Annotated in this window: 22 protein-coding genes and 1 rRNA gene; 17 read left to right on the top strand and 6 right to left on the bottom strand. The window is 61.2% G+C overall.

The window, feature by feature from the left end; all coding sequences use genetic code 11:
* Positions 1-12: 12 nt before the first annotated feature.
* The 3 genes from BM235_RS29295 to BM235_RS29285 all read right to left on the bottom strand — a co-directional run bounded on the left by BM235_RS29295 (position 13) and on the right by BM235_RS29285 (position 3649).
* Positions 13-1167 (bottom strand): hypothetical protein, encoded by a 1155-nt coding sequence (locus BM235_RS29295; protein WP_090117810.1) that lies wholly within the window; start codon positions 1165-1167, stop codon positions 13-15.
* Complete coding sequence (locus BM235_RS29290; protein ID WP_090117871.1) at positions 1160-1645, bottom strand: RNA polymerase sigma factor; 486 nt, start codon at positions 1643-1645, stop codon at positions 1160-1162. Before BM235_RS29290 ends, BM235_RS29295 begins: the two co-directional genes overlap by 8 nt.
* A 171-nt stretch (positions 1646-1816) precedes the next feature.
* Positions 1817-3649 carry a methyl-accepting chemotaxis protein gene (locus BM235_RS29285; protein WP_158544139.1) on the bottom strand — a complete coding sequence of 611 codons (1833 nt, stop codon included), beginning with the start codon at positions 3647-3649 and terminating at the stop codon, positions 1817-1819.
* A gap of 633 nt (positions 3650-4282) precedes the next feature.
* Here BM235_RS29285 and nadA point away from each other — a divergent pair.
* The 7 genes from nadA to cysK all read left to right on the top strand — a co-directional run bounded on the left by nadA (position 4283) and on the right by cysK (position 11567).
* Positions 4283-5221 carry a quinolinate synthase NadA gene (gene nadA, locus BM235_RS29280; protein WP_090117808.1) on the top strand — a complete coding sequence of 313 codons (939 nt, stop codon included), beginning with the start codon at positions 4283-4285 and terminating at the stop codon, positions 5219-5221.
* A 41-nt stretch (positions 5222-5262) separates the two neighbouring features.
* A complete protein-coding gene (nadB, locus tag BM235_RS29275) occupies positions 5263-6876 on the top strand; it encodes an L-aspartate oxidase (RefSeq protein WP_090117807.1) in 1614 nt (537 codons plus the stop codon).
* A complete protein-coding gene (gene nadC, locus BM235_RS29270; RefSeq protein ID WP_090117806.1) occupies positions 6869-7768 on the top strand; it encodes a carboxylating nicotinate-nucleotide diphosphorylase in 900 nt (299 codons plus the stop codon). The genes nadB and nadC overlap by 8 nt, the downstream gene beginning before the upstream one ends.
* Positions 7765-8529 (top strand): type III pantothenate kinase, encoded by a 765-nt coding sequence (locus tag BM235_RS29265; RefSeq protein ID WP_090117805.1) that lies wholly within the window; start codon positions 7765-7767, stop codon positions 8527-8529. Before nadC ends, BM235_RS29265 begins: the two co-directional genes overlap by 4 nt.
* A gap of 77 nt (positions 8530-8606) precedes the next feature.
* Positions 8607-9485 carry an Hsp33 family molecular chaperone HslO gene (hslO, locus tag BM235_RS29260; RefSeq protein WP_090117870.1) on the top strand — a complete coding sequence of 293 codons (879 nt, stop codon included), beginning with the start codon at positions 8607-8609 and terminating at the stop codon, positions 9483-9485.
* A 24-nt stretch (positions 9486-9509) separates the two neighbouring features.
* Positions 9510-10478, top strand: coding sequence for a peptidylprolyl isomerase (locus BM235_RS29255; RefSeq protein ID WP_090117804.1), 969 nt, complete (start codon positions 9510-9512; stop codon positions 10476-10478).
* A gap of 150 nt (positions 10479-10628) precedes the next feature.
* Positions 10629-11567 carry a cysteine synthase A gene (cysK, locus tag BM235_RS29250; protein WP_090117803.1) on the top strand — a complete coding sequence of 313 codons (939 nt, stop codon included), beginning with the start codon at positions 10629-10631 and terminating at the stop codon, positions 11565-11567.
* 93 nt (positions 11568-11660) lie between these two features.
* On the opposite strand, the gene BM235_RS29245 is transcribed toward cysK, so the two are convergent.
* From BM235_RS29245 to BM235_RS29235, 3 genes are all read right to left on the bottom strand, one after another.
* Positions 11661-12041 (bottom strand): hypothetical protein, encoded by a 381-nt coding sequence (locus BM235_RS29245; protein ID WP_090117802.1) that lies wholly within the window; start codon positions 12039-12041, stop codon positions 11661-11663.
* A gap of 113 nt (positions 12042-12154) precedes the next feature.
* The gene (locus BM235_RS29240; RefSeq protein ID WP_090117801.1) at positions 12155-13603 is read right to left on the bottom strand and encodes an NAD-dependent epimerase/dehydratase family protein; all 1449 of its coding nucleotides are present in this window, start codon (positions 13601-13603) and stop codon (positions 12155-12157) included.
* A gap of 123 nt (positions 13604-13726) precedes the next feature.
* Positions 13727-14890 carry a copper amine oxidase N-terminal domain-containing protein gene (locus BM235_RS29235; RefSeq protein ID WP_158544141.1) on the bottom strand — a complete coding sequence of 388 codons (1164 nt, stop codon included), beginning with the start codon at positions 14888-14890 and terminating at the stop codon, positions 13727-13729.
* Positions 14891-15087: 197 nt separating this feature from the next.
* On the opposite strand from BM235_RS29235, the gene BM235_RS29230 reads away from it, so the two are divergent.
* From BM235_RS29230 to BM235_RS29185, 10 genes are all read left to right on the top strand, one after another.
* Positions 15088-16716, top strand: a complete 1629-nt coding sequence (locus BM235_RS29230) for an anthranilate synthase component I family protein (RefSeq protein WP_255374655.1) — start codon at positions 15088-15090, stop codon at positions 16714-16716.
* Positions 16713-17291 (top strand): aminodeoxychorismate/anthranilate synthase component II, encoded by a 579-nt coding sequence (pabA, locus tag BM235_RS29225; protein ID WP_090117799.1) that lies wholly within the window; start codon positions 16713-16715, stop codon positions 17289-17291. The genes BM235_RS29230 and pabA overlap by 4 nt, the downstream gene beginning before the upstream one ends.
* On the top strand, positions 17288-18220 hold the full coding sequence (locus BM235_RS29220) for an aminotransferase class IV (protein ID WP_090117798.1): 933 nt from the start codon (positions 17288-17290) through the stop codon (positions 18218-18220). Before pabA ends, BM235_RS29220 begins: the two co-directional genes overlap by 4 nt.
* Positions 18217-19080 carry a dihydropteroate synthase gene (folP, locus tag BM235_RS29215; protein ID WP_090117797.1) on the top strand — a complete coding sequence of 288 codons (864 nt, stop codon included), beginning with the start codon at positions 18217-18219 and terminating at the stop codon, positions 19078-19080. Before BM235_RS29220 ends, folP begins: the two co-directional genes overlap by 4 nt.
* Before the next feature lie 16 nt (positions 19081-19096).
* Complete coding sequence (folB, locus tag BM235_RS29210; RefSeq protein ID WP_090117796.1) at positions 19097-19456, top strand: dihydroneopterin aldolase; 360 nt, start codon at positions 19097-19099, stop codon at positions 19454-19456.
* Positions 19457-19486: 30 nt separating this feature from the next.
* A complete protein-coding gene (folK, locus tag BM235_RS29205; RefSeq protein ID WP_369803571.1) occupies positions 19487-19990 on the top strand; it encodes a 2-amino-4-hydroxy-6-hydroxymethyldihydropteridine diphosphokinase in 504 nt (167 codons plus the stop codon).
* A 12-nt stretch (positions 19991-20002) separates the two neighbouring features.
* Entirely contained in the window at positions 20003-21022 is a 1020-nt protein-coding gene (gene dusB, locus BM235_RS29200) for a tRNA dihydrouridine synthase DusB (protein ID WP_090117795.1), read from the top strand.
* A 239-nt stretch (positions 21023-21261) separates the two neighbouring features.
* Positions 21262-21738 carry a transcription elongation factor GreA gene (gene greA / locus BM235_RS29195; protein WP_090117794.1) on the top strand — a complete coding sequence of 159 codons (477 nt, stop codon included), beginning with the start codon at positions 21262-21264 and terminating at the stop codon, positions 21736-21738.
* A 140-nt stretch (positions 21739-21878) separates the two neighbouring features.
* Complete coding sequence (lysS, locus tag BM235_RS29190; protein ID WP_090117793.1) at positions 21879-23399, top strand: lysine--tRNA ligase; 1521 nt, start codon at positions 21879-21881, stop codon at positions 23397-23399.
* 490 nt (positions 23400-23889) lie between these two features.
* Positions 23890-24051, top strand: a 16S ribosomal RNA gene (locus BM235_RS29185); the annotation flags it as partial.

Below are 24051 nucleotides of genomic sequence, written 5' to 3'. Positions count from 1 at the left end.
AGCATGATTTGGCTAGACAGGCATGGTCAGCGAGATAAAACGCACTACGCCGCTCTCGAAAAGCAGGTGAAAACGAAGGTTATCGCCGATTCGGTAACTCCATTGCGTCTTCGTGCGGGCGTTTGGCGGGCCGAGTTTGGCGATAACCTCAGCTTGCGTCAGTCCGACTTTAATTCCGTCTGACGTAGTATAGGCTTCTCCGCCATTCGTAAAAAAGATCGTGCCGGACAATTTGATTACATCCGGATATGCGTTTTCGCGACCGGGCAGCGTTAAGGATTGAATTAATCCTTTGGCTCCAAGGACACCATCGAAGAAAAGCGTGCCGGAGGATAGCGGGAGAAACTTCTTTTCCCAACCGAGGTAGTCGAGGCCGTCGATGTTGAACCGGCTCCGCTCGTAGGTCGTTTCCGTGATTTGATCTTTTTCCACGATCTTTTGTTCGTTTCTTGCTTGCTCGCTAAGTCTGTCGAACCCCGCCCATTCGCCGTTCGGATTGATGTAACTTTGCATCAGCATCCAGACTTGATCGTCGGCCAACACAAGGGTATTGGAAAAGCCGTACGTATTGCTGCTCGGATCATAGCCCATTTCATATGAGCCTCCAGCGGTTTCGAATGTCATGGTATACGCATTTGGCACCCAGGAATGCTCCGGACCCGGGATGATCGACGCGGCGGCCATATCCAAAGCGTTCAGGTTTTGCAAAATAACGTATAACCGATCGCTCGACACCTCGAAAGGCTGCATTCGATGGTGGTCGTCCTCTAGCCGAATGCCGACCACTTCCTCTGTCTTGAACGGCAGCTGCTCGCCGAGCAAGCCGGTAAGGCGCTCAATCCTGATGGGTTTGGGGGGAGCCGTCGGTGCGGAGGTTGCCGAAGCGGAAGGCGTTGACGTGATCGCCGAACCTCGCTGCCCAATCAGATCATCCCCCATGTAACTTAAAAAAAGGGCTCCTGCAAACACGGCGGCAGCAACGCCGGTAAACGCTGCGCGAAAGCCTCGGAGGCTTCGATATGAACGCGAATGCGAATGCTTTAACGACATCTTGTCGCCGTGCGCCATCCGTTCGATTGCGGACATATGCTCCTCCGTAAAGCCTGGCGTACGAGATGCGTCCACCTTTAACTTGTCATACCACGAAGGAAGGCTGTCTTCATTCAAATCTACACGTCTCCTCTCTAAGCCTGATCATACGTTGTCTGGCACGTGACAGCCTGGACTTGACGGTGCCCTCCGACAGGTCGAGGATCAGCGCTATCTCCCTAACCGTCAGTTCGTACCTTGCCTGCAGCACGAGCGCTTCGCGCAGTTTAAGAGGAAGCTGCATGACGTCTTCCCAAATCTCGTTGGATAATGAACGCCGCAGCGCTTCGGATTCGGCGGATGGACCGGCATCATGCGCTCTGTCGTCTATGCGATCCATCAGCGTGACGCGGCGCAGAAAGGCCGAACGCAGACGATTGATCGCCGTATTTCGCGCGATCGACAGCAGCCACGTGCGAACGGAGGAAGCGCCTCGGAACGTATCGATCTTTCGGTAGGCGGCAAGGAATACGTCCTGGGATATATCGTCCGCGAGATCTCTGCGTTTGGTGAGGACAAAGGCCAGGTTCCACACCTCGGATCCGTATTGCAGCATCAATTCGCGAAGCCCGTCCGCATCTATATTTTCAGTGTAGGACCAGTGGGTTTCTTCCAAGCGCGCAACACCTCCACCGATTAGACACCGCAAAAGCGCAGGAGGTTCCGTTTTATACAAAAAAAGGAATCGGAGCGCTCGCGCGCCTCCCGATTCCATATATCGCGCTTACTACAACTCCGTCTTAAACCTCGCTACATCCTCCTTCAGCTCGGAGACCAGCTCGACGAGGCGCGCTGCGTGCTCGGACACTTCTGCCGCAGCAGACGCTTGCGCTTGAACCGAGGAGGCGATCTCCTGCGAGGAGGCTGCCGTCTCCTCGGAGACGGACAGGATCGTATCGATAGAAGAGACGACGACGCCTTTTTGCGAATCGATGTCGGCGATCGTGGAGCGCTCATGGGCAACGTGCGCGAGCATCCGGGCGATTGAAGTTTGGATTTGCTTCATCGCGCGACTAACGTGCGACACTGCGTCCTTCTGAATGCCGTTAACTTCGTTGGTGCGATTCATGATCTCCGCGAGGCTGCCGGTCTGCTCCAGAACGCCGGCGATCGTCAGCTCGATCTGCTTCGCAGAGTGCCGGGCTTGCTGCGCGAGCCGTCTGACCTCGTCCGCGACGACCGCGAAGCCACGGCCATGCGCGCCCGCTCTTGCGGCTTCGATCGCGGCGTTCACGGCCAGGACATTCGTCTGCTCGGCAATATCTGAGATCGCCCGGGTGACGGAGGAGATCGATTGCGATTGCGCGCACAGATCGTCGACCATGCCGGCGACCCGGCCGAAGGCTTGCTCGAGCTCCTCGAATGAAGCTTCCAAATGCGCGACGCGAGCGTCCCCGTCCCGAACCTGAACCTCGGATGTCGCAAGCTCGCGTTCGATATCGGCGGATTGAACCTTTAGCGTGCCGATTTCACGAGTTAGAAAACGTACGGCTTCGGAGCTTTTCTCCAGCTCCAGCGTCGTGCCCGCCGCGCCTGCCGCGATCTCCTCGGTCGAACGGGCGGCTTCCCGGCTGGTTCTGCCGTTTTCCCCCGATATGAGCATAACGCCGTGCGCCGTCTCTTCGACGGAGGACACGCCGACATTCACTTTCCCGATCAGCGATCGGACGCGATGCAGCATTTCGTTGTAGCTCGCCGCCAAGTCGCCGAGCTCGTCGTTTGCCGCATAGTCGAACTGCGCGACCAGATCCCCGTCCGACGTCTTGGCGATCGTTTTGCGAAGGGCATTAATCGTACGCAGCAGCCGAGTCGCAATATAGAGGGCGGCCAGGGCGCCGATGACGAGGCCGATGACAAGGGCGACCGCGCTAATCCGTAAAAAACCTTGCAAACTCCGGTCAAGCGCGCTTCGTTCGGTGAAAGAGACGACGTTCCAGTTCATCGAGTAAACGTAAGAGACAGTGCCGGTATACCGTACGCCCTTCCATTTGAACGCGATATCCTCCCGTTTGCCGGCGGCTACATCCTCGACCCATGCGAACGTTTTTTTCATATCGCCTACATCCTCGAGCGCGTCGTCCGCGCCTTCCGTCCGCCCGCTCGCGTTCGGATCGATATTTTTTCCTTCCATCCCCTTCATGAAGGAGGTGACGACGAGGCCGCGGTCATCGAAAAGGATCAGCTTGTTTTTGCCGAACGACTCGTTCGACTCCCGCAGCGCGCCGATTCCCGCGAGACTGATATCGTAGCCCACTGCGCCGTAAAGCTTCGAATCCTTCATGACAGGCGTGACGGCGGTGACGGTCATTTTGCCGGTGGCTGCGTCCAGGTGGACGCTCGTCCATGCGGTCGATTTCTCTTGTGCGGCTAGCCGGTATATTGAAGATTGCCGATCGTCAGCCGGGGGATTCATGCTCGTAGACCCCATTGTATGCCCGTCGGAGGCGGGGATGAAGAAGACGCTTTGCAGAGCCTGATCCTTGGCCTGCGTCTCCCGGAGCAGCTGCGCAATCGGTTCGTCGGGACGACCCGCGCTCGCGGCCAGCGTTCCGATTGACATGGAGGCTGCTCGAGCGATTTTTCGTATTGCTCGGTCAGCATCCGCATTTCGCGCGTCGCGCTCTCGACCTGTACCGCATTGGCATCGGCAAAGGAACGTTGAAGCGAGCTCCTCACCGTAGCGAATAGCATCAGCGTGCTTGCGGTCAGCGAGAGAAATACGGCAATGGAAATGAGGAGCATCCATTTCGTACGCAGCGAACGTCTGCGGGGGTCCTTCCGGTGCAGCGGAGCGAGGGATGCGGGAGAGGAGGTCAATGTAGAACGCCTGCCTTATTGGGAAATGTTTGAAGTCACTCCTCATTCTAATAGACGGCGCCGATCAATGAATGCGGTTTCATGACGACTAATTTGCGATGCGCTGGAATTTATTGCGGTCGCCTTCTGGAATGCGCGGAGGAACGCATGTTCCCGAATGTTTCCGAGCCTCTGGAAAGCCGATAAATACACGTAAAACTTCTTGCGGAAATCTGTGAACATTCATTGACAGTGCCCCCCGGCAAGTGTAAATTTATTGTTGACTCACCGACGTCGGTTGCGATTTTGGCAACCCGTTTTTGTTAAGCGGCCTAATTTGTGCTTATTTTCACAATTAATCATATCCAGGCGTCAACGCCGCAGGAGGAGACTCACCATGGAAGCTTTAGCCCTTGAACGCAAAGCGGAGCAGAACCGCGAGCTGCGCGAGCGCCTGGCGCAGCTGAAGAAGGAACGCAATGCCATCATTCTGGCTCACTATTACCAGCGCGACGAGATTCAAGAGGTGGCCGACTTCCGCGGAGACTCGTTCCTGCTCGCCCAGAAGGCCGCGCAGACGGACGCGGACGTCATCGTGTTTTGCGGCGTTCACTTCATGGGCGAGAGCGCCAAGATCCTCGCGCCGCACAAGACCGTGCTCGTCCCCGACGAGCGCGCGGGCTGCCCGATGGCGGACATGGTCAATCCGATCGGCCTGCGGGAGCTGAAGGCGAAGCATCCCAATGCCAAGGTCGTGACCTATATCAACTCGTCCGCCGACGTGAAGGCCGAGACCGATATCTGCTGTACGTCGGCGAACGCGGTCAAGGTCGTCAATTCCGTCGAAGGCGACGAGGTCATCTGGTGCCCGGACAAGAACCTGGGCCACTACGTGCAGCAGCACACGGACAAGAAGATGATCATCTGGGAAGGCTACTGCAACACGCACGACATGCTGACCGTCAAAGACGTGTACGAGATGCGCGCGAAGTATCCGAACGCGCAGTTCGTCGTGCATCCGGAATGCCGGCCCGAGGTCGTCGAGCTGGCCGACTTCGTCGGCAGCACGACCGGCATCCTGAAGTATTGCCGCGAATCGAGCCACAAGGAGTTCATCGTCGGCACCGAGGACGGCACGGGGTACCAGCTGCGGGTGGACAGCCCGGACAAGACGTTCCATTTCGCGAGCAAATTCCTCGTCTGCCCGAACATGAAGGTCAACAACCTGAAGAAGGTCGTCAAGGCGCTCGAAACGATGCAGCCGCAGATCCACGTGCCGCAAGACGTCGCCGACAAGGCGCGCCTGTCGCTTGAGCGCATGCTGCTCGTCAAGTAACCGAGAGACCAATAACTTCAGGCGGGGAGTCGCAGAGGGCCATGATACCACGTTATATCGTCGATTTCGATCCGGCGGCGCTTGAGACCGTACAGACGGATATGATCATTATCGGAGCCGGGATCGCGGGCCTGTTCACGGCGCTTCAAGCGGCCAAAGACCGCCGCGTGCTTATGATCACGAAGAAGTCGCTGTTCGACAGCAACACGCGCTACGCGCAGGGCGGCATCGCGGCCGTCATCTCGGAGGACGATTCGCCGGAGTTCCACCGCCAGGATACGTTGATCGCAGGCGCGGGACTTTGCGATCCCGAGGCCGTGGACGTGCTCGTGCACGAGGGACCGGACGGCGTGCAGGCGCTGATCCAGTACGGCACGCACTTCGACGAGGAGGACGGACACCTCGCCCTGACCAAGGAAGGCGCGCACAGCCAGCGGCGCATTCTCCACGCCAACGGCGACGCCACGGGCTACGAGATCGTACGCGCGCTGGCGGAGAAAGTGCAGAGCGTGCCGAACATCGAGGTGTGGGACGACCGCTTCGTGCTCGACCTTCTCACGGAGGAGGGCGAGTGCGTCGGCGCGCTCGTACAGAAGCCGGACGGCTCGCGCGTGATCGTGCGAGGCGCGGCGACCGTCCTCTGCTCCGGCGGCACCGGCCAGCTCTACCGCTATACGACGAATCCCGAGGTGGCGACGGGAGACGGCATCGCGATGGCCTACCGCGCCGGCGCGGTCATCCGCGATATGGAATTCAACCAGTTCCACCCGACTTCCCTATGCTACCCCGGCGCGCCGCGCTTCCTGATCTCGGAGGCCGTGCGAGGCGAGGGCGCCGTCCTTCGCAATATCCGCGGCGAGCGCTTCATGGACAAGTATCATCCGCAGCTCGAGCTGGCTCCGCGGGACATCGTCGCCAGGGCGATCTTGAGCGAGATGGAGCTGACCAAGTCGACTTACGTTTATATCGATATTACGCACGAGACGCCGGACTTGATCAAGCACCGGTTTCCGAATATTTACGAATTTTGCCTGAATTACGGCCTCGACATGACGACGGACTGGATTCCGGTGGCGCCGGCTGCCCATTATATGATGGGAGGCGTCCGCACGGACATGAACGGCGAATCGAGCATCCCCCGGCTGTTCGCCTGCGGCGAAGTATCGTCGACGGGCGTGCACGGCGCGAACCGGTTGGCGAGCAACTCGCTGTCCGAGGCGATCGTGTTCGGCCGCCGCATCGTGGAGCGGGTTCGCTCGCTCGAGCCGCTTGCGCGCGAAGCGCGTACCGGATATGCCTCCGAGCGGATCGGCGCGCCTGCGGGCAAGATGGCGGAACGCCGCCTGAAGCTTCAGAAGCTGATGGTGCGCTTCGCCGGTCTCAGGCGGGAGGCCCACGGCTTGACCAAGGGGCTCGAAGAACTGCGCCGCCAGGCACCGCTGTACCAGACGGAGATGACGACGCGCGAGGAGTTCGAATACGCGAACTTGCTCACCTGCGCGACGTTGATGATGGAGGCGGCCCTCATGCGCGAGGAGAGCCGCGGGGCGCACTACCGGGAGGACTTTCCGGATAAGGACGATCTGTTCTGGCGCAAGCATACGCTGATGCACAGGGAACGGGGCATCGGAGAGGAGTTCATAGGCGATGTTTGAATCGGAAAAAGACTGGGAGATCGCTGGACCCGCGGTCGACGCCGTCAAGGCGCAGCTGAGGGCCTGGCTTGCCGAGGATATCGGCAGCGGAGACGTCAGCACGATGTCGACGGTGCCGGCAGGTCACCGCTCGAAGGGCATTATCCACGCGAAGGAAGCGGGTGTGCTGGCGGGCATGCCGCTCATGCGCCTCGTATTTGGCGTGATCGATCCGTCGCTTGCGATTGAATCGCGGGCGCATGACGGCGATCGCGTCGAGCGCGGCGCCGTGCTCGCGGTCGTCGAGGGCGCCACGCACAGCATCCTGACCGGCGAGCGCCTCGCGCTGAACCTGCTGCAGCGGCTGTCCGGCATCGCCACCAAGACCCGCGTCTACGTGGACGCGGCCGAAGGCTATCCGGCGCAGATCGCCGATACGCGCAAGACGACGCCGGGCCACCGCACGCTGGAGAAGTATGCCGTCCGCATCGGGGGCGCAAGCAATCACCGCTTCGGCTTGTACGATGCGGTCATGATCAAGGATAATCATATTAAGGCGGCCGGCGGCATCTCCGAGGCCGTCGCGTCGGCGAAGTCGCGCATTCCGCACACGATGATGATCGAGGTAGAAGCCGAATCGCTGGCGCAAGCGATCGAGGCGGCCCGCGCCGGCGCGAACGTCGTCATGTTCGACAACATGTCGCCCGAGCAAATGAAGGCGGCCGCAGCCGAGCTGCGCGGCATCGCGCCCCATATCGTATTGGAAGCGTCCGGCGGCATTCGTCCGGAACGAGTGCGCGAGGTTGCGGCGTCCGGCGTAGACGTGATCAGCGTCGGCGCGCTTACCCACTCGTTCAACGCGCTGGACATCAGCCTGGACCTGAACGAAGCCAAGAAGGGGGAAGTCTCTTGATTCTGGTCGTCGACGTCGGGAACACCAACATCGTGCTCGGTTTGTACGAGGGGTCGGACCTTCTCCATCATTGGCGGCTCAGCACGAACCGCTCGGCGACGGTCGACGAGTACGGGATCATGCTGACCAACCTGTTCAGCATCGCGGGCGTCCAGGCCGCCGAGATCGACGGCGTCATCGTCTCGTGCGTCGTGCCGCCGCTCATGCCTACGCTCGAGCGCCTGTTCGCCAAGTATGCCGGCCGCGAGGCGCTGGTCGTCGGACCGGGCATCAAGACGGGCCTCAACATCCGGTACGAAAATCCGAAGGAAGTCGGCGCCGACCGGATCGTCAACGCCGTCGCCGGCATCGAGCATTACGGCGCGCCGCTGGTCGTCGTAGACTTCGGCACGGCGACGACCTTCGATTATATCGACCCGACGGGCGCTTATCTCGGCGGGGTCATCGTGCCGGGCATCGGCATCTCGGCCGAAGCGCTGTACCAACGCGCCGCCAGGCTGCCGCGCGTCGAGCTGGCCAAGCCGCGGGCGGTCGTCGGCCGCAACACGGTCGCCGCGATCCAATCCGGCGCGATCTACGGCTACGCCGGCCAGGTGGACGGCATCGTGAAGCGGATCTGCGCCGAGCAGCGCTGCACGCCGCGCGTCATCGCGACGGGCGGTCTCGCGGAGCTGATCGCCGGCGAGTCGGAGACGATCGAGTCGGTCGATTCGATGCTGACGCTGGAAGGATTAAGAATCATTTACGAACGCAATCTATAGAAATCCCGGCCGTCGTGCGCCCGTTCTCGCGGGCGGACGAGCCGGCCTACGATAACAGAGGCAAAGGAGCGGATGAAGTGACGGACGAACTGATCAGAGGCACCGCGTGGGGCGGCGCCGTGCGCGTCTTCGGCGCGAAGACGACCGAGCTCGTGCGCGAGCTCCAACGGAGGCACGACACGTTTCCGACGGCTTCGGCCGCGCTCGGCCGGACCGCGACGGCGGCGGCCATGATGGGCTTCATGCTCAAGGGAGACGAGAAGCTCACCGTACAGGTGAAGGGCGACGGACCGATCGGGCAGATCGTCGTCGACGCCAACGCCGCGGGCGAAGTCAAAGGCTACGTCGACTATCCGCATACGCATCTGCCGAGCAACAGCCTGGGCAAGCTGGACGTATCGGGCGCGGTGGGCAAGACGGGCTTCCTCAACGTGACCAAGGACCTTGGCCTTAAGGAGCCTTACCGCGGCAGCGTGCCGCTCATCTCGGGCGAGCTGGCCGAGGACTTCACGTATTACTTCGCGGCATCCGAGCAGACGCCGTCCGCCGTCGGGCTGGGCGTCCTCGTCGATACCGACAACGCCGTGCTGCACGCCGGCGGGTTCGTCATTCAGGTGCTGCCGAATATTACCGACGAGCAGCTCTCGCGTCTCGAGCAGGCCGTCTCCGCGATGCCGCACGTCACCGCGCTGCTCGACAAAGGCGAGACGGCCGAAGGGATCTTGCGGTTCCTCGTCGGCGACGATCTGACGATCCACGACACGATCGAGCCCCGGTTCGTCTGCGGTTGCTCGCGCGAGCGCGTAGAACGCACGCTCATCAGCATGGGCGAAGCCGATCTGCGCAAGCTGATCGACGAAGACGGCCAGGCCCAGGTCGAGTGTCATTTCTGCAATGAATCTTACCTATTCGACGGCGAGCAGCTCCGCGAGATTCTGGAACGCGCGTCTTCTTAATATGGCAGAGGGAGGGATACGGCCATGTGGCAGACGAAGCGGCTGGGGAAGCCGATCGTTCTGCTTGCCCTGACGTGGGCGCTGACTGCCGAGGCCGGTTGCACGGCCAAGCCGGCGCATACGGCGGAGCCGCCTGGCAGCGAGCCCATCCCATCGGGTTCGATGACGGGAGCTCCGGGAGGAGCGGGCGATACCGTGGCGATCGTAGGGGAGACGCGCATCACGCGCCGGCAGCTGCTGGACGCGCTGCTGAATTCGTACGGAGAGCAGACGGTGCGGATGATGATGCTTCGCGTGGCCGTCCAGAAGGAAGCGCAATCCGCGGGCATCTCGATTACGGAGGATGCGGTGGATCAGGAGCTTCGCAAGGCGAGCGAAGGCTATGAGAGTCTTGAAGCCTTCTATGATGCCCGGAAGCAGCAGCTTGGCATGACGCGCGAGGACGTGCGCGAGGACATCCTTTATAAATTGCAGCTTGAAGCGCTCGCGATCCGCGGCATTGAGGTGACTGATGCGGACGTGGACCAGTATATGAGCGATCATCCGGAGGAATTCGCGCCGAAGGAGGAGCTGAAGCTCTCCCATATCGTCGTGGGGAGGCAGAAGGACGCCGAGCGTCTGGTGGACCTGCTGCAGCAAGGAGAGGATTTCGCGGAGCTGGCTGCCGCGAACTCGCAGGATGCGGATACGGCCTCGGACGGCGGCAATCTGGGCTGGGTCGAGGCCGACGATCCGTTCGTCGCGCCCGAGCTGTTGGCGGCGGCCGCGAAGCTTGAGATCGGGGAAGCGGCAGGGCCGATCCGTACGGACGCAGGCTACGAGGTCGTGCTCGTCGCAGGTCGGCGAGGCGCGGGCGAGCAGGATGCGCAGGCGGAGCGGGAAGAGGCGAAGCGCGAATACGCGCTGTCGGCGGCGCCGCCGCTGTCCGAGGTCGAGCAGTCGCTGCTGGACAAATATGGGGCTAAAGTGCTGGACGGGGCGCTTCAGTTTTAGACGCACGGATTTAGCCGTTCGGATTTATCCTTCTATTGACATTCTTGTGCAACGTTGATAAGATGAGAAAAGATAAAAGCCGACTGAATTTGTCGGAAATACGGGAATGGACGAGGCCGTCCGCCATTATCCAAGGAGGAATCATTCGACATGGCAAAAATCGTGCAGAATATCACGGACCTGATCGGGGATACGCCGCTCGTCCGTCTGAACCGCATCGTACCCGAGGGCAGCGCGGAGGTTTACGTCAAGGTCGAATATCAGAATCCGGGCGCTAGCGTGAAGGATCGGATCGCCATCAGCATCGTCGAAGAAGCTGAAAAAGAAGGCAAGCTGAAGCCGGGCGGCACGATCGTCGAAGCGACCAGCGGCAACACCGGCATCGGCCTCGCGCTCGTCGCTGCGGCGAAGGGCTACCGTGCGGTTATCGTCATGCCCGAGACGATGAGCCTCGAGCGTCGCAACCTGCTTCGCGCCTATGGCGCCGAGCTGGTGCTGACCCCCGGTTCCGAAGGCATGAACGGCGCCGTCAAGAAGGCCGAAGAGCTCCTCAAGGAGAACCCGGACTACTTCCTCGCCGATCAGTTCAAGAATAAGGCGAACCTGAAGATCCATCTCGAGACGACGGGTCCCGAGATCGTCGAAGCGATCAACTCCCTCGACGGCAAGCTGGACGCGTTCGTGGCGGGCATCGGCACGGGCGGCACGATCTCCGGCGCCGGCAAGGTGCTGAAGGACAATTTCCCGGGCGTCAAGATCGTCGCTGTCGAGCCTGCTGCGTCTCCGCTGCTGTCGAGCGGCAAGGCCGGCCCGCACAAGATCCAAGGCATCGGCGCGAACTTCGTGCCTGAGATTCTGGATCGCGAGATCTACGACCAGATCATCGCCGTCGAAAACGAAGATGCGTTCGAGTGGGCGCGCACCGCTGCCAAGAAGGAAGGCATTCTGTGCGGCATCTCCTCCGGCGCGGCCATCTTCGCGGCGCTGCAAGTGGCGAAGGAGCTCGGCGCCGGCAAGCGCGTCGTCGCGGTCGTTCCGTCCAACGGCGAACGCTACCTGAGTACGCCGCTGTTCAACTTCGACAACTAATAGAGTTGGCCGACGATCCGGCCGTCCTTTGGGGCGGCCGGATTTTTAGGCCGAGAAATGCAAAAACGGAGGGCCCCGGCCCTCCGTTTGCGTCTATAGCGCGCCCGCTTGCCGACAGATCTCCACCGCTTGGTCGTAGTCGTCCTCGTCGACGATGGCCGTCAGCAGAATATCCCGCCCCGTCACCCGGTTGTCCGGCCCGCCCGAGCTCATTCCGCTGGCGCTGACGCTGGCCGCGGCCAGCACGGCTGCGTCGGGATTGTCGAAGTCCCCGCCCAGCGTGATGAATCCCAGCCCGCGGAACGTGCCGGCGATCGTATTGCCCAGCTGGTCGAGATGCTCCATGCCGGCGCCCGGATACCCGTCGAACCGGTCGATCCCATGCTCACTAAGGCGCAAAGACTTCAGCCCCTCCAGCGCCTGTCTGGCTTGGTCCGGCGTGTTGAAGTAAGCGAGCACCGCCCGTTCTGCCATCGCGTCGTCCTCCTTTGGCCCGGCGCCATCTGCGCCGGCATAATCCACCGTAGTATAGGCGCGGGCGAAGGCGGCTATGCGGGCGCACGGGCCTAAGAATATCTCGCGAGAGCCTACTGAATTCGTTTCTTCAAGTAACGCTTGAACGCGTACATGACCCACAAATGTATCTTGGCCTGCGTATACTTGTAGAGGAACCATGGCAGCGCCGGCAAGTAGTCGTGAATGGCGATGATGCATTCGTCGGAGTCCGGAACCTGCAAGAACTCCAAGCGGCCGCGGTGCGTCTCCTTCCGGCTGGAAAAGGAGCCGCCCGTAATGTAATACAACGCACGCGTCGGCGAGCTCCGCTCTTCGGCGTACGTGAGCTCCAGCAAGGGCGCCTTTCGTCCTGCAATGCGGATCCGATAAATATCCTTCTTATCATGCACCGCCTTGATTAGCGGTCCTGCCGCCCGATTCAGCCAGCCGAGGTACGACTTGGCCGCAGCATCGGCGTCCATCCCGGCGGGCAGCCTGACGCGCTGCACGGAGCGGACGTCCGATTTGGCGGCGCGCTCATCCTTCCCGGGCCTCCGCTTCTGTCTCCCCGTTGCACGATTGCGGCCAAGCTTCCTTTCCCGCTCTTCCCGAATCGCATCTTCCGCCGCCCGGCGGAACGTAATGACACCCTCCCCGATCCCGCTCGCACGCTCCTCGTTCCTTGCAACCATAGGGTGAACCAGACTCTCGATTAAGGGATAGGCCATCTCTTTGGGCGTCCCGGTGATCAGCGCGAGCCACAGACGCGACAGATACACGGAGAAGGCAGGAAAGGGAATAAAGAGCCGCTTCTTCCCCAACGCCTCCGCCGTTTGGCCGAGCATCTGCTTGTAGGTCATGACATCGGGTCCGCCGATATCGATCGAGCGACGGTACAGGTCGGTCCGTCCGATCGTCGCCGTCAAAGCGTCCAGCACTTCGGGCAGGGCGATCGCATGCGTGCGGGTACGCGTCCACTTGGGGAGGATCATGAGGGGCAGTCGGCGCACCAGCTTCAGCAGAATGGGGAAAGAAGAGCCTTCGGGTCCGACGATCAGGCCGGCCCGCAGCGTCGTCACCGGCACGCCGTACGAAGCGAGCACTTTTTCAACCTCCAGCCGGCTCCGCAGATGACGGGACAGCTCGCCAGGCGGCACGTCCGGCGGGATGATGCCGCTCAGGTAGACAATCTGGCGCACGCCGTTTTTGCTGGCTGCCCTGGCGAAGTGATCGGCGAGCAGCACATCCATGTCTTCGAACCGGGCTTGCGTCAGCTTGGCCGACGGGAGCATGGAGTGAACCAGGTACACCGCATAGTCCGCCCCCGCCAATCCCCGTTCCGCGTCGATCAAAGAGAACAGGTCGCACGAGCGCCAGCTCGTATGCGGCTCTGCCTCCCGACCTTCCACGCCGCCTCGGGATAGCGCGATCACGTCCGCGAATGGCGTCAACCGTTGGAGCAGATTGCGGCCGATATAACCGCTTGCGCCCGTCAAGGCGACGACGGGTCTTTTAGCCGGGCTGCCTTCCCGCTCGCTCATGAGGCCTGCGCTCCTTCGAATCCTTCTGCCGACACATACCCGTTATCGTTTGAAAAGTAACAAACCCCGCCGGGAGCGGGGCTGTCGAGCTTTAGCAGGCAACGGGCAACCGTCTTACGGCGTTTACAGCCAGTCTTTGATTTTAACGGTAAGGGTCTGCTGTTGGCCATCCTTAACGCTGGTGTAGATGAGGTCGATGACGCCGTCGTGCTCGCCGCCAACCGTGAACGTATCGCCGTGGTAAGGAACGTCGTTCAGCTTGGCATATTCCTGGTCCGCCGGGTCGAGCAGCTCGTAGAGCGCCTTCTTTTTGCCCGTCTCCGGGTCGACCAGCGTCAGCAAGCCCGTCGTGTTCGGCCGGATGAGCAGATAGTTCGCGCCGATGCCCTCCACGCCGTAGACTTCGTCCAGCCCGCCCAGCTTCGTCAGGTCGTAGGACTTGTCCGTACTGCCGTCCGCATTCAGAATTCGCAGTGACTTGCCGTCCGTCAGCACCGCTTGGTTGCCAAGGGTGGTCACGTTCGGCGTCATGCGCTGCCAATAATGGACGGTGGCCTGGTCGGCGAGCTTCTTGTTTTTGACGTAGGCTGTCGTGTAGTTGACGTTGATGTGCGGTTCGCCGTAGATATCGGACACCGTCACGACGAATCCGCTGGTTCCGAGCTTGTCGACGGAGAGCCTTAAAAATTCCTGCTGTTTAAAGTCGAGCTTGCCGGTCTTCACGGCCGGACTGTTGGACGGGTCGGACTGATAAAGGTCGCCTGTCTTCTTGTCGAGCCAGAACATGGACGGGGTCATCGTAACCGCGTAGCCGACTGCGTACGGATCGCCGTCGTCGATCGTCACCGTGCGCTGCGCGCTCTGCCACTTCACGTCGGCGCCAAGGGACTGCGCGACGAACCGTACGGGCACATACACCGTGTTGTTCTTCATCCGGGCTGCTGCGTTCAACGCGAAGGACTTGTCGTTAAGCTGCGCCGTCTTGCTGCCAAGAGTCAGTTTCACGGTGCGGTTCGGCGCGTAGACGGAGACGAGCTTCTTGGCGCCGTCCCAGTCGACATAGGACTTGAGCAGCTGCGAGACCATGCGAAGCGGGACGAAAACGCTGCCGCTGGCGTCGAGGTAGGGCGCCGCCGTGCCGGACGCGATCTCGTTGCCGTTGACGACGAGTTTGATGGGCTTGGGGGCCGAAGCCGCCTGAACCGCGGTTCCGCCGGACGTCGCCGCGGTACCGGCCGCCAGCAGCAGGGCGAGCCCGAACATCCGGATTTTATTTCTATTGAGCATGCGATGATCATCTCCCTTTTTAGCGTTGCATCCTTCAATACCCATATTTAGAGACGATTCGGAGTTTATTAAAGTTTCGCGCGCGGTTGAGCGGGCGCTCTATCCTCGGCATGCGATTGTTTGTATACTTTAGGGAAGAATAGGAAGCTGCGCGGTTCGATGGTCGGCGAGAAAGCTTCCGAGGGGGATATGCGGAGTTGGAAGCGCGGATATCGTTGGAAAAATGGCGGACGTGGCTTGGCGAACGGTCGGAGGCCGGCGAGGCTGCCGACGGATACAACCGTCTGCCTTATATAGAAAAGCATGCGTTGGCCGCAGGCGAAGATCGCGTTCCGCTCTGGCGCGGCGCCTGGGAGGCGGCGGGCGAAGAAGCCTTCGTGCTCGAGAGCGGCAAGGGCGGGCGGTATACGTTCCTCGGCATCCGGCCAAGCGGGGTGTTGGTCGGACGAGGCGACCAAGCCGAGCTAAGGCGCTGCAGCGGCGAGGTTGCAGGAGGAGGGATCGAGCGATTGCACGGCGATCCGATCTCGGTCGTGCGCTCGGCGATGCGCGGCTTCCGAGCGCCTTCGGATACGGGGCTGCCGATGTTTGCGGGCGGCGCCGTCGGCTACTGGAGCTACGACGTCGCTCGCTCGCTGGAGCGGCTCCCGCAGACGTCGGCGGACGAGCTGGGGCTGCCGGATTACGCGTTTTTGCTGATCGACGAGCTGTGGATCGTGGATCACGAGGCGGGCGAGCTGTACCTCGCCGTTCATGCGGATCCAAGCGAAGCTAGCAGCGAATCGGCGATTGCGGCCGCATATGAAGCAGCGCGCGCGCATGCGGCGCGCATGAAGGCGGACTGGGACCGGATCGTCGCGAGGGCCGCGGCGGCCGAGGCCGCGTCGGCACTGGAGGCGGCGCGTACGCTGCTGGCGGAGGAGGGACTGGCCCTTGACGTCGAAGCATTCGCGCAGGGATTGCGCACCTCCTTTTCCAAGGAAGCGTTCGAGCGGGCGGTGCGGCGGATCCAGCAGTACATCGGGCAGGGCGACGTCTTCCAGGTGAACCTGTCCCTCCGGCAGACGATGCCCGTGACGGCCAGCCCCGAAGCGCTCTATGAGTGGCTGCGCCTCATTAATCCTTCGCCGTACATGGGCTTGCTGCGATTGCCCGGCTTCAGCCTCGTGTCGGCGTCGCCGGAGCTTCTGGTCAAGCGCCAGGGCGAGCGCGTGAGCATGCGGCCCATCGCGGGCACGCGAAGGCGCGGGCGAACGCCGGAGGAGGACGCGGCGATGGCGGACGAGCTGCTCTCGAGCGTGAAGGAGCGCGCGGAGCACATCATGCTCGTCGATCTCGCGCGCAACGATCTCGGCCGCATATCCGCCTATGGCTCGGTGCACGTGCCGGAGCTGCTCACGATCGAGCGTTACTCGCACGTGATGCACCTGGTATCGCAGGTCGAGGGGCGGATTGCGGACGGCAAAGACAGTCTCGACGTGCTGGCCGCTTCGTTTCCCGGCGGCACGATCACCGGCGCGCCCAAGATCCGTACGATGGAGATCATTGAGGAGCTCGAACCCGTGCGCAGAGGCGCCTATACCGGCTCGATCGGATGGATTGACTACGCGGGGAATATGGAATTTAATATAGTTATCCGTACGATGGTGGCGAAGGACGGCCTCTGCCATATACAGGCCGGCGCCGGCATCGTCATCGATTCCGATCCCGAGCGGGAGTTCTACGAGTGCCTGAACAAGGCCAAGGCGCTCTGGAAGGCTGTACAGTACGGGGAGCGACTCAGCCCGGACGGGACGGGAGCCGACGCGAAGGGGGACTGGGCATGATTCTGGTCATCGACAATTACGATTCGTTTACTTATAACCTGGTGCAGTATCTGGGCGAGCTGGGACAAGACATCGTCGTCAAGCGCAACGACGAGATCGACCTCGACGGCATCGCCGCGCTTGCGCCCGATCACATCCTGATCTCGCCGGGGCCTTGCACGCCGAACGAGGCGGGCATCAGCCTGTCCTTGATCGACCGCTTCAAGGGCGAGATTCCGATCTTCGGCGTATGCCTCGGGCATCAGTCGATCGGACAGGCATTCGGCGGCGACGTCGTGCGCGCGCCGCAGCTCATGCACGGCAAGACGAGCGAGATGTCGCACGACGGCCGCACGATTTTCGAAGGCGTGCCTTCGCCGTTCACCGCGACGCGCTACCACTCGCTCATCGTGAAGCGGGACACGCTGCCCGACTGCCTGGAGATCAGCGCGGAGACGGACGGCGAGATCATGGCGCTGCGCCACAAGGAATATGTCGTCGAGGGCGTGCAGTTCCACCCCGAGTCGATCATGACGGACCACGGCCGCACGCTGCTGCAGAACTTTCTGAACTACAAGTCGGGCCTGCGTCAATGAAGTTGCTGCTGGACGGACAATTGACGGATAGCCGGGAAGCCGTGATCTCAGTCTACGATCACGGCTTCTTGTATGGGATGGGCCTGTTCGAGACGTTCCGCACCTATGGCGGCCGGCCATGGCTGCTGCGCAGGCATGCGGAGCGGCTTGCCGCGAGCTGCGCCGCGCTCGGCATCTCGTATCGGCCGGATCCGGACGCGATGGCGGCCGGCGTCGCGCGGCTCCTCGAGGCGAACGGCCTCGCCGACGCATATATCCGTTGGTCGGTGTCCGCCGGCAGCGGCGAAATCGGTCTCCCTGCGGGCGAGTATGAAGCGCCGCGCGAGATCGTCTATGCCAAGCCGCTCGGGGCGGACGATCCTTCGACGCGGCCGGGCAAGACGCTGCGACTGCTCCGCTTGCGGCGCACGCGCCCAGAGAACGGGGAGCTCCGGCTCAAGTCGTTCCACTATATGAACAATATCGCGGCGAAGCGGGAGCTTCAGGCCGGCGGCGCTTCGGCGAGCACCGAAGGGCTGTTCCTGAACGAGCGGGACGAGATCGTCGAAGGCCTGGTGAGCAACGTGTTCTGGGTCCGCGACGGAGCGCTGTATACGCCGTCCCTCGATACGGGCCCGCTCGCGGGCGTGACCCGGGCTTACGTGTTGGATCAGGCCAGCCGAGCGGGTCTCGCTTGCCACGAAGGCAGGTATGCATGGGACGACCTGTTGCGCGCGGACGAATGCTTCGTGACCAACTCGATTCAGGAGATCGTGCCGGTCGTTGCGGCGCAGGAGCCTGACGGGCAGCCGGCATGCGTCAGCGGCGGCGGCCTCGCGTCGAATGCCGCCGATGTCGATACTATCGATGCTGCCGGAGCCCCGGGCCCGTGGACCCGTAGGCTGATGACGGCTTACCGGGTTGCCGCGGAGAAAGGCGATGAAGCATGAATCCTGTCCTCTATCACAGACACTACCGGTTTCGCGACGGCCTTGAGCTTGCGCTCGGCGAGCGGACGTTGATCATGGGCATTCTGAACGTGACGCCCGACTCTTTCTCCGACGGCGGCCGGTTCGATTCGGTCGAGGCGGCGGTTCGCCGCGCGGTCGAGATGGCCGAAGAAGGCGCGGACTTGATCGACATCGGCGGCGAGTCCACGCGTCCGGGGCACGATCCCGTGACGGCCGAAGAAGAGCAGCGGCGGATTTTGCCGGTCATCGAGGCGGTCCGCAAGGCTGTCCCGTTGCCGATCAGCGTCGACACGTACAGAGCCGATACGGCCGAGCTCGCGCTTAGAGCCGGCGCACACCTTTTGAACGATATCTGGGGCCTTAAGCACGACCCGCGGATGGCGCAGGTGGCGGCCAATGCCAAGGCTCCGATCATCCTGATGCACAACCGCAGGCAGCGGGATTACCGCGAGTTCGTGCCCGACGTGCTGGCCGACTTGAGAGAGAGCGTGGCGCTGGCCCAGGCGGCCGGCATCTCGGACGATCGCATCTGGCTGGATCCCGGCATCGGCTTCGCCAAAGACTATGAGGATAACCTGGAGCTGATGGGACGGCTCGGCGAGTTGAACGCGCTCGGCTATCCGGTGCTGCTGGCGACGTCGCGCAAAACATTCATTCGCCGCACGCTCGACCTTCCCGCCGACGATGTCGTCGAAGGCACGGGCGCGACGACTTCGTTGGGCATCGCGCAGGGCTGCCAGATCGTGCGCGTGCACGACGTACGGTTCATGAAGCGGGTGGCGGCGATGACGGACGCGATCGTATACCGCCAAGCCAAGCCGGGCGACCGGACATCCTAAAGGAGCGACGAACGAAATGGATACGATGAAGTTAAAGCGCATGGTGTTTTTCGGATATCATGGCGTATTCCCGGAGGAGAACAAGCTCGGCCAGAAGTACTACGTGGATCTCGACATGAAGCTCGATCTGAGCCGCGCGGCCGAGAGCGACGACGTCGCCGATACGGTGAATTACGCGGAGGTCCACGCTCTTGTCAAGGAAATCGTGGAAGGCCCGCCAGTAAAGCTTATCGAGAAGCTGGCCGCGAGCATTGCAACGGCGGTACTCGGTACGTATACTATAATCCATGAAGTCACGGTAGGCGTGACGAAGCCGAATCCGCCCTTCGACATCACGTTCGACGGCGTCACGGTGGAGCTCACGCGCGCCAGATGACCGAACAGCGGGCATAAGAAGGACTGAACGATGATGAAGCTGGCTTATGTGGCGCTCGGCGCCAATCTGGGCGACCGGGAGCGGTCTCTCGCGGAGGCGCTGCGTCGCTTGAACGAGACGCCCGGCATACGGGTGGAGCGCGTGTCCGGCGTGTACGAGACCGACCCGGTCGGCTATACGGACCAGCCGAATTTTTTGAATATGGCCGCGGCGCTATTTACAAGCCTGCCGCCGCTCGAGCTGCTGCGGGCGCTGCTCGCGCTCGAGCTCGAGATGGGCCGGGTCCGCGAGTTCCGCTGGGGACCTCGCGTCATCGATCTGGACCTGCTGACGTACGAGGACGAGACGTTCGAGACGGACGAGTTGACGCTCCCGCACCCCCGCATGGGGGAGCGGGCGTTCGTGCTTGCGCCGCTCAGGGACGTGTGGGCGCCCGGCGAGGCCTTCCCTTGGGAAGCGCAGCTCGGGCCGGATACGCTTGAGAGGGAAGGCATTCGCCGTCTGGATTCCGGGTTGGAGCCGCGCGGCCTCTAGGAGGGATATCACATGCTGAAGATCGGCAATGTGGAGATGAATAACAACGTGGTGCTGGCGCCGATGGCAGGCGTTTGCAACCCGGCTTTTCGGCTGATCGCCAAGGAGTTCGGCTGCGGCCTCGTGTGCGCGGAGATGGTCAGCGACAAGGCGATACTGCACGGCAATCAGCGGACGCTCGAGATGCTGTTCGTCGACGAGCGGGAGAAGCCGCTCAGCCTGCAGATTTTCGGAGGCGACCGGGAGTCGCTCGTCGAGGCGGTCAAGTTCGTCGACAAGAACACGAACGCCGACATTATCGACATCAATATGGGCTGCCCCGTGCCGAAGGTCACGAAGTGCGACGCGGGCGCCAGGTGGCTGCTCGATCCGGCCAAGATCTACGAGATGGTCTCTTATGCGGTGGACGCCGCAGAGAAGCCGGTGACGGTCAAGATGCGGATCGGCTGGGACGACGAGCATATCTACGCGGTGGAAAACGCCCGGGCTGTCGAACGTGCCGGAGGCGCTGCGATCAGCGTGCACGGACGCACCAGGGAACAATTGTATACGGGTCACGCGAACTGGGATATCATAAAGGACGTCAAAGAGGCCGTTTCCATTCCGGTTATCGGCAACGGAGACGTTTTCTCGCCTGAAGACGCGGAGCGCATGCTCGCGCATACGGGCGTCGACGGCGTCATGATCGGACGCGGCGCGCTGGGCAATCCGTGGATGCTGTACCGCACGGTCCACTACCTGACCACGGGAGAGAAACTCCCTGACCCGAATCCCGGGGAGAAGATGCGGATCGCCATGCTGCATATGGACCGCTTGATCAACCTTAAGGGCGAGGGGCAGGCGGTACGCGAGATGCGCAAGCATCTGGCCTGGTACCTCAAGGGGCTGCCGGATGCCGCGGGCGTCAAAAACGAGATCATGGAAATGACGCGCCGCGCCGACGTCGCGCGCAGGCTCGACGAATACGTGGAGTCGTTGGCCGACCTCGACGCCGCCGCGCAGACCGAGGACGGACCCGCCGTCGTGCATTGATTTCGCGCCGATTCCTGTTAATTGACATTTAATAGGGGTTGAAATATAATTCTAAGCAATATTCGCAAGACGGTCGAGATTGCCGCGGCTGGCCGGGACATTCCCAGTCATGTCGGCGGCAATTCGCCATATAACTGTATTCAAGGTGCGCGTCCCGCCGCGCGGTTCGCGGCGCAGCCTCCGCAAGCAAGCCTTCATGCCCGGCATGGATATCATATCTTCGACAGGAGATCGGTGAGATGAGCGAAAAGGAAGTGCTTCTGACCCCGGATGGGCTCAAGAAGCTCGAAGAGGAACTGGAGAACCTGAAGTCCGTCAAGCGCCGCGAGGTAGCCGAGCGAATCAAGGTTGCAATCGGTTACGGCGACATCAGCGAAAACTCGGAATATGAAGATGCCAAGAACGAACAGGCATTCATAGAAGGCCGCATCATCACGCTCGAGAAGATGCTGCGCAACGCTCGCATCATCAACAACGACGAGATCGATCTCAACACCGTGAGCATCGGCTCCACCGTCGTCGTCGAAGACCTCGAATTCAACGAGACGCTTGAATATACGATCGTCGGCACCGCAGAGTCCGACCCGCTGAAGAACAAGATCTCCAACGAGAGCCCTGTCGGACGCGCGATCATCGGCAAGTCGAAGGGCACGACCGTCGAAGTCAGCGTTCCCGCGGGCATTATTCAATACAAGATCGTAGATATCAAAAGGTAATCCGCTGCGAGGCCCCGTGCCAAGCCAGCTAAAAAGGCCATCTGTGAGCGCGAAAAAGCTTCCGGCAGCGGAAGCTTTTTTGAACGAAAGAGGGGTGGCCCGCGTTCTGACGGATATTTAGTTAGGAAAGGGTGTACATCATGAGTCAAGATTTGGATCAACAGGCAAGCGCCGAACCTACCGCCGCCGAACTCAGCGAGATGCTGCAGATCCGCCGAGGCAAGCTGGACGAGCTTCGCAAGCTGGGCATCGATCCGTTCGGCACGAAGTTCGAGCGTACGGCTGCCGCAGGCGACATCCTCGCGCGCCTCGACGCCAAGTCGACAGAAGAGCTGGACGAGCTCGCCGAAGAAGTTAGCGTAGCGGGACGCATCATGCAGAAGCGTTCGATGGGCAAGGCTTCCTTTGCGCATATCCAGGATCTGACGGGCAAGATTCAGATCTACGTGCGTCAGGACTCCGTGCCGGAGGATCAATACAAGGCGTTCGGCATTCTCGATATCGGCGATGTCATCGGCATCAAAGGCACCGTATTCAAGACGCGTACCGGCGAGACCTCGATCAAGGTATCGGAGCTGACCGTCCTGACCAAGTCGCTGCTGCCGCTGCCGGACAAGTTCCATGGCCTGAAGGACGTGGAGACGCGCTATCGTCAGCGCTACGTAGACCTGATCGTCAGCCCGGAAGTGCAAAAGACGTTCATTACGCGCTCGCGCATCATCCAATCGATGCGGCGTTATCTGGACGGACGCGGCTATCTCGAGGTCGAGACGCCTACGTTGCACGCCATCGCCGGCGGCGCTGCGGCCAAGCCGTTTATCACGCATCACAATGCATTGGACATGCAGCTGTACATGCGGATCGCGATCGAGCTTCACCTGAAGCGGCTCATCGTCGGCGGCTTGGAGAAGGTATACGAGATCGGACGGGTCTATCGCAACGAAGGCATGTCGACGCGCCACAACCCGGAGTTCACGATGCTCGAGCTGTATGAAGCTTACGCGGATTACAAGGACATCATGAAGCTGACGGAGGACCTGGTCGTTCATCTGGCCGAAGAAGTGCTCGGCACGACGCAGATCGTCTATCAAGGGCAGGAGGTCAACCTGTCCGCGCCATGGCGCAGGGAGTCCATGACCTCGTTGATCCAGAAGGCCGTAGGCATCGACTTCACGGCCGACATGAGCGACGAGGAAGCGCATCGCCTGGCGAAGGAGCACAAGGTGCCGGTCGAGCCGCATATGACGTTCGGCCATATCGTGAACGCCTTCTTCGAGACATTTGTCGAGCACACGCTCATTCAGCCTACGTTCGTGACCGGACACCCTGTTGCGATCTCGCCGCTGGCGAAGAAGAACGCCGAGGATCCGCGCTTCACGGATCGCTTCGAGCTGTTCATCGTCGCCCGCGAGCACGCCAACGCCTTCACCGAGCTGAACGATCCGATCGATCAGCGCCAGCGTTTCGAAGCACAACTGGTGGAGAAGGAAGCGGGCAACGACGAGGCGCAGGATCTCGACGAGGATTTCATCCGCGCGCTCGAGTACGGCTTGCCGCCTACCGGCGGTCTCGGCATCGGCATCGATCGCCTGATCATGCTGCTGACTGACGCGCCGTCCATCCGTGACGTGTTGCTGTTCCCGCATATGCGCGGGGAGTAATTTGAATAGATGGAGAGCCGGTCGCCTGATGGCGGCCGGTTCTTTCATTTGTCGTGCTTGTACGAGAATGGTGCGGCATTCGGCGAGCAAGCTAGCGTGCGTATATGCGCGTGCGTTCCATTTGAACAATATCCCCTTCGGACAGGAATGAGCTTATCGACCGATCGATGGCTCCGATTCTGCGGGAACCTTCTATAAAGAGGGTAAGTATGCTAGGGGAATATGCAGGAGATAAACCGCCTTCGCTAAGCGATGTAGACGCGATTCTCATGTTTTTAAAATTCTTTCTAAAAAGGTGTTGCAATCGTCTGGGCGCCTGTGATATATTATTCAAGTCGCCGCTGAGAGGCCGCCGAGCAAGAGGCCGAGAGCGAAGACGAGATTGCTCCTTGAAAACTGAACATCGAGCGTTAAAACAAACGGACGCTGAAGCCTTTCGGGGCGGAAGCAAAAGTTATACCAGCTTTATCATGAGCAAGTCGAACTACCCTTTATGGAGAGTTTGATCCTGGCTCAGGACGAACGCTGGCGGCGTGCCTAATACATGCAAGTCGAGCGGATTTAGTTTGTAGCTTGCTACAAACTGAGTTAGCGGCGGACGGGTGAGTAACACGTAGGCAACCTGCCCTAAAGACCGGGATAACATTCGGAA

This window comes from Cohnella sp. OV330, assembly GCF_900112065.1.
Classification (GTDB): domain Bacteria; phylum Bacillota; class Bacilli; order Paenibacillales; family Paenibacillaceae; genus Cohnella.
This window is presented reverse-complemented; position numbering and strand designations above follow the sequence as displayed.